At 47.0% G+C, this 11,668-nt stretch carries 14 protein-coding genes; 6 read left to right on the top strand and 8 right to left on the bottom strand.

All coding sequences use genetic code 11. From position 1 onward, the window contains the following. Positions 1-331 precede the first annotated feature (331 nt). Complete coding sequence (locus RH45_RS07185) at positions 332-880, top strand: gamma carbonic anhydrase family protein (RefSeq protein ID WP_008075555.1); 549 nt, start codon at positions 332-334, stop codon at positions 878-880. On the opposite strand, the gene RH45_RS07180 is transcribed toward RH45_RS07185, so the two are convergent. From RH45_RS07180 to RH45_RS07165, 4 genes are all read right to left on the bottom strand, one after another. Beyond that, positions 873-1,139, bottom strand: a complete 267-nt coding sequence (locus tag RH45_RS07180) for a DUF1488 family protein (protein WP_008075553.1) — start codon at positions 1,137-1,139, stop codon at positions 873-875. The two genes, RH45_RS07185 and RH45_RS07180, sit on opposite strands and share 8 nt — an antisense overlap. Further along, entirely contained in the window at positions 1,139-1,972 is an 834-nt protein-coding gene (gene aroE, locus RH45_RS07175; RefSeq protein WP_008075552.1) for a shikimate dehydrogenase, read from the bottom strand. Before aroE ends, RH45_RS07180 begins: the two co-directional genes overlap by 1 nt. 75 nt (positions 1,973-2,047) lie before the next feature. Beyond that, entirely contained in the window at positions 2,048-2,965 is a 918-nt protein-coding gene (hemF, locus tag RH45_RS07170; protein WP_008075551.1) for an oxygen-dependent coproporphyrinogen oxidase, read from the bottom strand. Positions 2,966-2,983: 18 nt separating this feature from the next. After that, on the bottom strand, positions 2,984-3,541 hold the full coding sequence (locus tag RH45_RS07165; protein ID WP_008075550.1) for an L-threonylcarbamoyladenylate synthase: 558 nt from the start codon (positions 3,539-3,541) through the stop codon (positions 2,984-2,986). 194 nt (positions 3,542-3,735) lie between these two features. Here RH45_RS07165 and purE point away from each other — a divergent pair, with 194 nt between their 5' ends. After that, a complete protein-coding gene (gene purE / locus RH45_RS07160; RefSeq protein ID WP_008075549.1) occupies positions 3,736-4,221 on the top strand; it encodes a 5-(carboxyamino)imidazole ribonucleotide mutase in 486 nt (161 codons plus the stop codon). Positions 4,222-4,225: 4 nt separating this feature from the next. Then, positions 4,226-5,359, top strand: coding sequence for a 5-(carboxyamino)imidazole ribonucleotide synthase (locus RH45_RS07155; protein WP_008075548.1), 1,134 nt, complete (start codon positions 4,226-4,228; stop codon positions 5,357-5,359). A gap of 42 nt (positions 5,360-5,401) precedes the next feature. On the opposite strand, the gene RH45_RS07150 is transcribed toward RH45_RS07155, so the two are convergent. The 4 genes from RH45_RS07150 to RH45_RS07135 are packed head-to-tail and all read right to left on the bottom strand — an operon-like array spanning position 5,402 to position 8,651. Next, entirely contained in the window at positions 5,402-5,995 is a 594-nt protein-coding gene (locus RH45_RS07150) for a DNA topoisomerase family protein (protein WP_008075547.1), read from the bottom strand. 12 nt (positions 5,996-6,007) lie between these two features. Then, the gene (locus RH45_RS07145) at positions 6,008-6,487 is read right to left on the bottom strand and encodes a DUF494 family protein (protein ID WP_008075545.1); all 480 of its coding nucleotides are present in this window, start codon (positions 6,485-6,487) and stop codon (positions 6,008-6,010) included. After that, positions 6,484-7,605, bottom strand: coding sequence for a DNA-processing protein DprA (gene dprA / locus RH45_RS07140; RefSeq protein ID WP_008075543.1), 1,122 nt, complete (start codon positions 7,603-7,605; stop codon positions 6,484-6,486). The genes RH45_RS07145 and dprA overlap by 4 nt, the downstream gene beginning before the upstream one ends. Beyond that, a complete protein-coding gene (locus RH45_RS07135; RefSeq protein WP_050796251.1) occupies positions 7,602-8,651 on the bottom strand; it encodes a LysM peptidoglycan-binding domain-containing protein in 1,050 nt (349 codons plus the stop codon). The genes dprA and RH45_RS07135 overlap by 4 nt, the downstream gene beginning before the upstream one ends. A 136-nt stretch (positions 8,652-8,787) precedes the next feature. Between RH45_RS07135 and def the strand changes: the two genes are divergently transcribed. The 3 genes from def to rsmB all read left to right on the top strand — a co-directional run bounded on the left by def (position 8,788) and on the right by rsmB (position 11,636). Next, complete coding sequence (gene def / locus RH45_RS07130) at positions 8,788-9,309, top strand: peptide deformylase (protein ID WP_004743629.1); 522 nt, start codon at positions 8,788-8,790, stop codon at positions 9,307-9,309. Positions 9,310-9,336: 27 nt separating this feature from the next. After that, positions 9,337-10,284: a methionyl-tRNA formyltransferase gene (gene fmt, locus RH45_RS07125; RefSeq protein ID WP_008075536.1), complete on the top strand. Its 948-nt coding sequence runs from the start codon at positions 9,337-9,339 to the stop codon at positions 10,282-10,284. 71 nt (positions 10,285-10,355) lie between these two features. Beyond that, positions 10,356-11,636, top strand: a complete 1,281-nt coding sequence (gene rsmB, locus RH45_RS07120; RefSeq protein WP_008075534.1) for a 16S rRNA (cytosine(967)-C(5))-methyltransferase RsmB — start codon at positions 10,356-10,358, stop codon at positions 11,634-11,636. The last annotated feature ends 32 nt before the right edge of the window (positions 11,637-11,668 follow it).

Raw genomic sequence — 11,668 nt, 5'->3', positions numbered from 1 at the left:
TATTTTTAAAGAGCTTTCTTCTTTGTGACTCGCATCACTTCGGAAGAGGCGGTCATTTTAGCGAGATAAAGTTTAGTGTCAACCACTTTTTTCAAACTTTTTTCAAGCGTTTCCACTTGGCTAATTGACCTTGCTAACTTCGTTCTCGTTTCTATTGAAGCGTTCCCGTGTCAGCGAGGGGGCATTATAGAGATCAGCATCACATTGGCAAGCCCTTTTTGCAGTTTTTTTTGATTTTTTTATTGTTTGGGTATTTTCTATTCAAAAACCGCTATTTTTATCACTTTTCTGGCCCATTAGCGGCTCCAACTAGCCTATAAAAGGACAAATAATGAGCTCACTACGTAGTTATAAAGGTATCCAGCCTCAAATTGGTCAACGCGTCTATATAGATAGTAGCTCGATATTGGTTGGCGATATTCAGATTGGCGATGACTCAAGTGTCTGGCCACTTGTTGCCGCTCGTGGCGACGTTAACCATATTCATATTGGTTCGCGAACCAATATTCAGGATGGCAGTGTTTTACACGTCACCCACAAGAATAAAGGCAATCCCGATGGCTACCCTCTGATCATTGGCAACGATGTGACCATCGGTCATAAAGTCATGCTGCACGGCTGTACAATCAAAGACAGAGTATTGGTTGGTATGGGAGCCATTGTATTAGATGGAGTGACAATAGAAGAGGAAGTGATGATCGGAGCCGGTAGCCTAGTGCCACCGGGAAAAGTTCTTGAAAGCGGATTTCTCTATGTCGGCAGTCCAGTAAAACAAGCTAGGCCACTCAATGATAAGGAACGAGCTTTCTTACAAAAGTCTGCCGACAACTACGTACAAAATAAAGAAGATTACCTTCACCAAGTAAAAGAGGTTAACTAACCACCTCTACCCAGCCGAGTGAGTCGAACTCTTCATCTTCAATCAATTCTTCAGCAAGCTCTTCAAGATCGAAACGATATTGAGAGAAAACCTCAAGAGCTTGCTGTTCACCAGTAATCGTTTGACCAGACAGTCGCTCGAGTTCGCTTATTCTGACCATGCATTGAATCAGGGCTCCAGCTTGCTGAGCTGAGAACAACACCGCTTGCTTATCTTCATCCCAAGATTGAATGTCTGGAAATAGAATGGATTGATTCATTACACACCCTCTAGGTTTTTTCTTAATTCACGCAATACCTGTTTTGTACCCGGTCGAATACCACGCCACAACATAAAACTTTCTGCCGCCTGACCGACCAACATACCCAAACCATCGTAAGCCTTGCGAACACCTTGCTCACCTGCCCATTGATTGAAGGTTGTTTTGCCAGAGCCGTACATCATGTCATAGACCACACTATTCGGCGCAAAAATCGTTGCCGAGATATCAGGCAATTCACCGGACAAACTAGAAGAGGTTGAATTAATGATCACATCATAAGCTTGAGTCGCTTGCTCCATAGGTAGGGCGGAAACCTTGCCATAAACGGAAAACATCTCAGCTAACTGCTCTGCTTTAGCAAAGGTGCGATTTGTAATCACCAATTCAGCAGGATGCTGGTCGAGCAGTGGCTTGATTACACCGCGCGCTGCTCCGCCTGCGCCTATCAAAAGAATTTTGGCACCTTCCAGAGCGGCTTGATATTGCAGTAGGTCTTGAACCAACCCTTCACCGTCGGTGTTATCTCCAATGATCTCTCCGTCATCTAACTTTTTAAGCGTATTTACAGCCCCCGCCAATTGAGCACGTTGCGTCAATCGAGTAGCAAACTGAAAGGCATCCTCTTTAAAAGGTACGGTGACATTACAACCTTTGCCGCCTTTCGCAAAAAATTCACTTGCGGCCTGCTGAAACGCATCCTTATCGGGACTGCTTGTGGTGTAGGTTAAAGATTGGTTGGTTTGACGCGCAAACAAGGTATGGATAAAGGGTGATTTACTTTGAGAGATTGGGTTACCAAAAACGACGTAACTGTCTATTTGCTGAGTCATATCCTTACCTGTCAGAACGAAAAAGGGTCAATGCGAAACATTGACCCTATCACTATCTATATAAGGAAGAAAGCCTTACCACTCTCGAGGTTTGAGGAAGTGCTCGTATAGCTCCGCTTCGGGTGACCCCTGCTCTACTTGGTGGTTATATTCCCAACGAGCTAAAGGTGGCATAGACATTAATATTGACTCTGTACGGCCACCACTTTGAAGTCCAAACAGAGTGCCACGATCAAATACTAGGTTAAACTCGACGTAACGTCCGCGACGATACAATTGGAACTGACGCTGGCGCTCACCATATTCAGTCTCTTTACGACGCTCAACGATCGGTAAGTACGCTTGGCAATAACCTTGACCAACGGCTTTAATGTAGTCAAAGCATTTATCAAACTGCCAATGATTTAGGTCATCAAAAAACAGTCCACCAACACCACGAGTTTCATCGCGATGAGGAAGGTAGAAGTACTTATCACACCAAACTTTATGTTCTGCGTACACTTCACTGCCAAATGGCGCGCATACTTCCTTTGCCGTGTTATGCCAATACTGAGCATCTTCTTCAAATGGATAGAAAGGCGTTAAGTCGAAGCCACCGCCAAACCACCAAATCGGCTCTTCTCCCTCTTTTTCAGCAATAAAGAATCGCACATTGGCATGGGAGGTGGGAACATATGGGTTATGAGGGTGCATAACCAATGAGACACCCATTGCTTCAAAGCGGCGTCCAGCTAACTCAGGGCGATGTGCCGTGGCAGAAGCGGGCATTTCTTTACCTTCAACATGAGAGAAGTTAACGCCACCTTGCTCGAATACCGCCCCATCACGCATAACACGAGTTCTGCCACCGCCCCCCAGCTTTTCACCAGGCTCACGATGCCAAGCATCTTCAATAAATTCTGCTTTCCCATCGGCCTGCTCAAGCTGCTGACAGATGGAGTCCTGAAGTTCCATCAAGAACTGCTTCACCGCGTGTTTATCAATCGCTGACATCTTTCTTCCTTTGCAAGGTTAACCTTGTCTTAATACTTGTGACGTTTTTGCGTCTCTAATCTCACTTGGTTTATCTCGACCGCCAGTCTCACCTTCCAACACCGCAACCAACTTATCACCTAGTTGGCGATACACTTCTTCTGTGGTCATGCAAGGTGGCTCACCCGTAAGATTCGCGCTGGTAGAGGTTAACGGCTTTCCAAATGCATTACACATCTTTTGTACTAAAGGATGATCCGTTACACGTACAGCAATCGAATCAAATTGGCCCGACACCCAACTCGATACTTTATCACTGCATGGCATAATCCAAGTCACAGGGCCAGGCCAAGTTTGATGTACACGCTTAAGTTGCTCTTCTGATAGTTGCGTCTCATCAATGTAGGGCAGCAATTGTTGGTAGCTGGCAGCAATCAGAATAAGCCCTTTCTCAACTGGGCGTTGCTTAAGAGTGAGTAGCTTTTCTATCGCTTCAGGGTTATCAGGATCACATCCGACGCCGAATACACCTTCCGTTGGGTAGGCAATCACTTCACCTTGCTTTAAAGCGTTGAGCGCTTGATCAAAATTTTCCACAAATACTTCCTGCTGAATCTCTGTTTTTGATAAGTGTACAAACAATCCTGATAGGAGCCTAAAGCTATTTATTTATAAATTGTGTCAATCTAATTTCAAACCCGACGCAAACGTTTGCTTCAAGCAAAAATCCCCGTATAATGCGCTCAAATTGATTGCCTTACCTATAACGCGCAGCTTTGAAGGAGTTTGAGATGAAAGTCGGTATCATCATGGGTTCTAAATCTGATTGGCCAACTATGAAACTAGCCGCAGAGATGCTAGACAGATTTGGGGTTGAGTATGAAACAAAAGTCGTTTCTGCCCACCGAACACCTCAACTGCTTGCAGACTACGCCACCAGCGCCAAAGAACGCGGCTTGAAAGTGATCATTGCGGGTGCAGGCGGTGCGGCGCATTTACCTGGCATGGCGGCGGCGTTCACCTCACTGCCTGTACTAGGCGTACCTGTCCAGTCTCGCGCTCTTAGCGGCATCGACTCCCTCTACTCTATCGTTCAAATGCCGAAAGGTATTGCCGTTGGTACTCTAGCGATTGGTGAAGCAGGCGCCGCAAACGCGGGGATCTTAGCAGCACAAATACTCGGTACGCATGACGAAGCCGTGATGGCCAAAGTTGAGGCGTTCCGCGCAGAACAAACCGAAACGGTACTGGCAAACCCAAACCCAGCTGAGGATTAACTCGATGCAGGTTCTTGTGCTCGGAGCGGGGCAATTGGCACGAATGATGTCACTCGCTGGTGCTCCGCTTAATATTGAGATTGCAGCCTATGATGTAGGCAGTGAAAATATTGTCCATCCCCTCACTCAGGCTGTCATCGGTCACGGGTTGAACAACGCGATTGCGCAAGCGGACGTGATCACCGCGGAGTTTGAACACATCCCACACGATATTCTCGCGGTATGTGAACAAAGTGGAAAATTCTTTCCAACAACTGAGGCAATTAAAACCGGTGGCGATCGACGCATAGAAAAAGCCCTGCTCGATAGTGCCGGCGTGCGTAACGCGAACTATTTTGTGATCAATACTCGCGAAGACTTTGATAACGCTATCGAACACGTTGGAATTCCAATGGTATTGAAGAGTGCGCTTGGCGGTTACGACGGCAAAGGACAATGGCGCCTTAAAGATCGCCATCAAATCGATGCTATTTGGGCAGAAATGGCACAGTGTATTGCCGCTACAGATACCCAAGCCATCGTGGCAGAAGAGTTTGTACCTTTTAAGCGCGAAGTCTCATTGGTTGGCGCTCGTGGCACAGATGGCTCAGTTGCGGTTTACCCACTAGCAGAAAATGTTCATACCAATGGTGTACTGACCCTTTCAACAGCTATCGCAGATACTGAACTGCAAGCGCAAGCAAAAGAGATGTTTACTGCTGTTGCGGATAAGCTTGATTACGTTGGCGTACTTGCTCTGGAGTTTTTCGATGTCGACGGTACCTTACTGGTCAATGAGATTGCCCCACGAGTACATAACTCTGGTCACTGGACCCAACAAGGTGCGGAAACTTGTCAGTTTGAGAACCATTTAAGAGCGGTGTGTGGCTTACCCCTCGGCAGCACCAAACTGATTCGTGAAACCTCGATGATTAATATCTTGGGTGAAGATTCTCTTCCTTGCGAACTGCTCGCGATGGATGGCGTATACATTCATTGGTACGGCAAAGAAAAACGTACAGGCCGTAAAATGGGTCACATCAACGTCTGTGGTGATTACAGTGGAGAGCTGCAACGTAAACTGTGCGCGCTAGCTGATGTACTCGACAAAGAGGCTTTTCCAGCCGTTCATCAGTTTGCCGCGAACTTCACTAAGTAACCCATCTCTTAGCAATAAAAAACGGCGCTTGATGCGCCGTTTTTAGTTTTCATCTTGTTGAATGTGGTGACACTTCCTGTCCGCACATTGTCGCTTTGCGCCGCTCGCCAGTTTCTTTTCCACCAGCAATGAGTAACCGCATTTTTCACAGGAGCCAGTAACAGGTACTTGGTTGACCGCAAACTTGCACTTGGGGTAGTTATCACAAGCATAAAACAGTTTGCCAAATCGTGTTTTTCGCTCAACTAACGCCCCTTTTTTACATTCAGGACAAGTGTGACTTTGTGGTTGTTGGTCTTCTTTCGGTTGATCGAGAGATTCAATATGATGGCAATCAGGGTAATGACTGCAACCTATAAACATCCCATAGCGGCCCTGGCGTAATACCAGCTCATTGCCGCATTCCGGGCAAGGAACACCTAACTCTTTAACGATATGGCCATCGTTTTGATGAAGAGGCTTAATGTAGTCACATTTTGGGTACTGATCGCAGCCAAGAAACGGCCCATGCTTACCGTGGCGAAGTTGAAGTTCACCTTGGCGCTGCTCAGCCTGACACTTAGGACAAGCTTGATGCTCCAGCGCATGCTCATGCGCTGAAAACAATTGCTGATCGATTTTACTGCTTTTGGTCACGGTAGAAGCTCGTTAGTGTAAAACACCCTGTTCTTTGGTGTACAACAGCTCTTCCATTAGCGTGTAAGCATTTTCATTCCCCGGTACATTAAACAGTACCATCAGAACAATCCATTTAAGATCATCGAGTTCAAACTCATCCGTCTCTAATCCCATAATTCGGTCAATCACCATTTCACGGGTTTCTGTCGTCAGCACATTTACCTGCTCAAGGAAGGTAATAAAACCACGACATTCCAGACTTAAACGTTCGCACTCTTTGGGTGTATAAATACGGGTCGATGTCGATGTACTGCACACCGAAATCGCTGAGTGGGCCTCACTTTGCTGCAGAGCAGCCAACTCTTCCAGCCAGACAAGGGCTTTATAGATGTCTTTTTGATGAAAGCCAGCACGAAGTAACTCGTCTTCTAGCTCATCTTGATTGACTTGTAACTCTGCATCGCTATGGATGTAAGTCTCGAACAGATACATAAGGATATCCATCATCATAGCTCGCCCCTCCCCTTTAAAATATAGCCACCGGAAACTGCAACAACATACCCTAAGAGCTCTAACTCCAAGAGCTGCATCATGACTTCTTGTACAGGTATATTGGTCCTGCTTGCAAGAATATCAACTGGTGTAGCCTTACTTCCTACGTTAGCTAACAGCTGAGGAAATGGCAATTCTTCTTTGCATTCATTAAGTGGAAAAATTTCATGCTGCTGTGACTTCGTTTCTTGATTAGACCAACGGATCAAGCTATCCATTTCAGCAATCACGTCTTCAACACATTGAACTAAACAAGCTCCTTGCTTAATCAATAGGTTACAACCACGTCCTTGCGGGTGATGAATCGAGCTGGGTATCGCGAACACATCCCGCCCTTGTTCTGCGGCATAGCGCGCTGTTATCAAAGATCCACTCTTTTCCGCCGCTTCAATAACGAGTACCCCAGCCGACATGCCACTGATGATTCGATTACGGCGTGGAAAATGATCCGCTTTCGGTTTAGCCAATGGATGAAATTCAGAGACGAGAGCCCCGCTAGCAATGATGCGCTCGGCAAGTTGACGGTGTCGAGCAGGATAAATGCTATTCAGTCCACTCCCTAGCACGGCCAACGTTGAGCCTCCTCCCTTCAAAGCACCATCATGAGCATAGCCATCTACTCCTAATGCAAGGCCGCTGGTGATAGCCAGTTGTTGCTGAACCAAAGCTTTAGCAAACTCTCGAGCGCAATTGAGTCCCTCCAGACTGGCGTTGCGACTACCGACTATCGCCAACTGAGGGAGTGAGAGAGCCTCAACATTTCCTTCGACAAATAGCACCGCAGGTGCAGCACTGGTTTGTTTCAACAGTGACGGGTAACTCGAATCTTGATCGGTCAATACAAAGCGCTGCGCATTTTGCTGCCGCCAAGATAAACACTGTTCCACCAATAATTCAGAGCGGTGACGAAGAAAGTCAACTTGTGCGTCGCTAAAGCCAATCGCTTTAAGATCACGCGAACTGTATTGGACAATAGATTGCGGCGACTCAATCTCACAAAGTTTAGAGAAGGTTTTTGGCCCGATACGCGGAGTGAAGTAAAGAGCTAGCCATGCGGCTAGCGCTTTTTCATTCATTGAGTTGAACTGTCCAGTGGGGATTGAAGTAGGGTGCGTTCGCTGACTGGTTGAGAACTCTCAGTGACCAGCGCTAAGCTGAAGAATTGGTACGGGCGAATCACCATGAGATTACCAATAGCAGTGTTCGGCAACTGAGTGTCGTCATCCAATTGCTGCCCTCTCTCGTACAGCTCAAACATGGAACCTTGACGCAACTTGTCGTCATGCCCTCTATCTATCACGACGACTTGATTCTGACCGACGTACTGACTGCCCTCGAGCGCCCCCAAAATAGAGGCTACCGTCTGTGCTGTCGCGGGGGTGGGGTAGAAAACCGTCGAAAGAGTGTGAGCTTTTTCTTCGGCGAGAGGAATCGCAATATCATCGGCGAGAATTTCTTGAGATTGACTAACAACATTCAGCCCAGTAAATGTTTTCTCTGCCCCAACAAGCTCAGCGGTAGCCACTTGCTTAAGCGCGACCATTTTATGCTCTCCTCGTTGGTACTCACTTAATGGTCGATAGACTCCCCACTTCTGTTCAGAATGAACCCCAGAAACATAAATATGCTGAAGATCAGTTAAATACTGCTTGCTATCACTGGCCCCCAACACTCTCGCACTTGCTGTCAACTCCGTTGCTTCAAGTAAACGATCCGACTCCAGATAGGGAACCATTAGCCCTTCTTGAATCGTTGGCAACGCCTGCTTTTCGAGCAAGCGAACTTTCGGGCTAAGCTTAACCATCGGTTTAAGGCTAAGGACAGGTTGACCATTGCGCCAAATCAAGCTCAGCTTATCACCAGGGTAAATTAAATGCGGATTATCAATCTCAGGGTTCACTTGCCATAAACGCGGCCAAAGCCACGGACTATCTAGATACATAGCGGAGATATCCCACAAGGTATCCCCTTTCACAACGGTGTAACTGGTAGGAGCATCTTGCTTAACGGTCAGGGGCTCATCTTGAGCGAATACCATTGTTGAAGCACCAAGTAAAAGTAAAGTGGCAAGTGAAACACCCAGCCGAGTAGACATAGCAATCATCCTTGATAAGCGTAACAGGTGATAATCAGGTCAGAGAGAAGAGTCGATTAACACACCAAAAGCACGATGATGCTGTCATTTGACCTATAAAATGTCTAGAATTGAGCCAACAAGGTTTATCCTGATTCGGCACAGTTCAACATTTCGAGTGTATATGTCTGTATTACAAGTATTAACATTCCCAGATGATCGTCTTCGCACCGTGGCTAAGCCAGTTGAAGAAGTGACACCTGAGATTCAAAAGTTCGTTGATGACATGATTGAAACCATGTACGACGAAGAAGGTATTGGCCTGGCAGCAACCCAGGTTGATTTCCACCAACGTATCGTTGTTATCGATATCTCTGAAACCCGTGATGAGCCTATGGTTCTGATTAACCCAGAAATCCTAGAGAAACGCGGTGAAGATGGCATTGAAGAAGGCTGTTTGTCTGTTCCTGGCGCACGAGCTCTCGTGCCGCGCGCGGCAGAAGTGACGGTAAAAGCACTTAACCGTGATGGTGAAGAGTACACCTTTGAAGCTGATGACCTATTGGCTATTTGTGTTCAGCATGAACTTGATCACTTAGAAGGCAAACTGTTTGTTGATTACCTTTCGCCTTTAAAGCGCAAGCGTATTCAAGACAAGCTGGCTAAGATCAAACGCTTCAACGAGAAGAACGCAAGCAAAGCCTAAGCGCTAAATAAATAGAAGGAAGGTACCTTGAGCAAACCTTTGAAAATTGTTTTTGCTGGTACTCCGGATTTCGCCGCCCGTCACTTGGCGGCGTTGTTGTCTTCGGAGCATGAAGTTATCGCTGTTTACACACAGCCAGATCGCCCAGCTGGTCGCGGTAAAAAACTCACTGCCAGCCCAGTGAAAAACATTGCCCTAGAGCATAACATTCCGGTTTATCAACCTGAAAACTTTAAGTCTGATGAAGCCAAGCAAGAGCTTGCAGACCTCAACGCTGACATCATGGTTGTGGTGGCTTATGGTCTACTGCTTCCTCAAGCGGTACTTGATACACCAAAGCTAGGCTGTATCAATGTTCACGGCTCTATCTTACCTCGCTGGCGTGGCGCAGCTCCGATTCAACGCTCTATTTGGGCGGGTGATAAAGAGACAGGCGTGACTATCATGCAAATGGACATCGGCCTTGATACCGGTGATATGCTGAAGATCGCGACCCTGCCTATCGAAGCGACTGACACCAGCGCGACCATGTATGAAAAGCTGGCAGAGCTTGGTCCTGATGCGCTAATTGAATGCTTGACAGATATTGCACAAGGTAAAGCAGTGCCTGAAAAGCAAGATGATGAACTGGCTAACTACGCGAAGAAACTGAGTAAAGAAGAAGCGCGTATTAACTGGGCTGACGACGCTGCACACATTGAACGCTGCGTGCGCGCATTCAACCCATGGCCAATGAGCCACTTTGAAGCGGCAGAGAACAGCATCAAAGTATGGCAGAGCCGTGTTGATGAGCAAACATCAGACAAGCCAGCGGGTACTATCCTGCAAGCTGATAAAACAGGTATCTACGTTGCAACAGGCAATGGCGTACTAGTACTAGAACAACTACAAGTACCCGGTAAGAAAGCCATGTCAGTTCAAGACATTTTGAACTCACGTGCTAGCTGGTTTGAAGTCGGCACTCAGCTGGTTTAAACATATTCCCCCTGACGGGAAACGTACATTTTGAGGGTGGAGACACCCTCCCTTAATTTAAGGTTTTCATCATGAATGTTCGCGCTGCTGCAGCCAACGTCCTATTCCAAGTGGTCGACAAAGGCCAATCCCTTTCACACGCATTACCTGCGGCGCAAAAGACCATCAGACCAAGAGACCATGCGCTCTTACAAGAGATCTGTTATGGCGCTCTGCGTTATTTACCGCGTTTAGAGTCGATTGCCAATGAGTTAATGGATAACCCACTAAAAGGCAAGAAACGCGTCTTCCACCACTTGATCTTAGTCGGTATTTATCAGCTGAGCTTTATGCGTATCCCAGCTCATGCAGCAGTAGCAGAAACGGTTGAAGGCACTAAAACACTCAGAGGCCCGAGCCTGCGAGGTTTGATTAATGCGGTATTACGTAGCTACCTACGTGACCAAGAAGCGTTAGATGAGAAAGCCGTTAGTCACAATGCCGGCAAATATGGCCATCCGAACTGGTTACTTAACATGCTGCGCGAAAACTACCCAGAGCAATGGGAGCAGTTGGTCGACGCGAACAACAGCAAGGCTCCAATGTGGCTGCGCGTTAACCGTCAGCACCATACTCGCGATGAATATCTTGAACTGCTGAAAGATGAAAACATTGAATTCAGCGTTCACCCAGAGGCTAGCGATGCCATAAAATTGGCCTCGCCTTGTGACGTAACACTTCTTCCAGGCTTTGACCGCGGTTGGGTATCAGTCCAAGACGCAGCGGCTCAATTATCGGTGAATTACTTGCAGCCACAAGATGGCGAGCTGATTCTTGATTGTTGTGCAGCGCCAGGCGGTAAAACGGCACACATTTTAGAGCACACAGAAGATACCGAAGTGGTCGCGATTGATTGTGACGTAAAACGCTTAGATCGCGTCTACGACAATCTAGAGCGCCTTCAACTGCGTGCAGATGTGATTTGTGGTGATGCTCGTTACCCGCAAGAGTGGTGGAGTGGCGAGAAGTTTGACCGCATTCTGCTTGATGCCCCGTGTTCAGCAACTGGCGTTATCCGTCGTCACCCTGATATTAAGTGGTTACGTCGCGCCAATGACATTGACGCACTTGCTGAGCTGCAAAGCGAAATCATGGATGCAATGTGGGGTCAGTTGAAAGACGGTGGCACCATGGTTTACGCCACCTGTTCAATCACACCACAAGAAAACATCCTACAAGTAAAAGCCTTCCTTGAGCGTACGCAAAACGCCACATTGGTTGGCTCCGATATCGAAAACCCTGGTCGCCAAATTTTGCCAGGAGAAGAAGATATGGATGGTTTCTACTACGCAGTGCTAGTGAAACAAGCGTAATTAATATTGAGCGGCTAACGACTTTGTCTTAG

The organism is Vibrio sinaloensis DSM 21326 (genome assembly GCF_000189275.1).
Taxonomy (GTDB): domain Bacteria; phylum Pseudomonadota; class Gammaproteobacteria; order Enterobacterales; family Vibrionaceae; genus Vibrio; species Vibrio sinaloensis.
The sequence above is the reverse complement of the archived record's forward strand: the minus strand, read 5'-3'. Positions and strand labels throughout refer to the sequence as shown.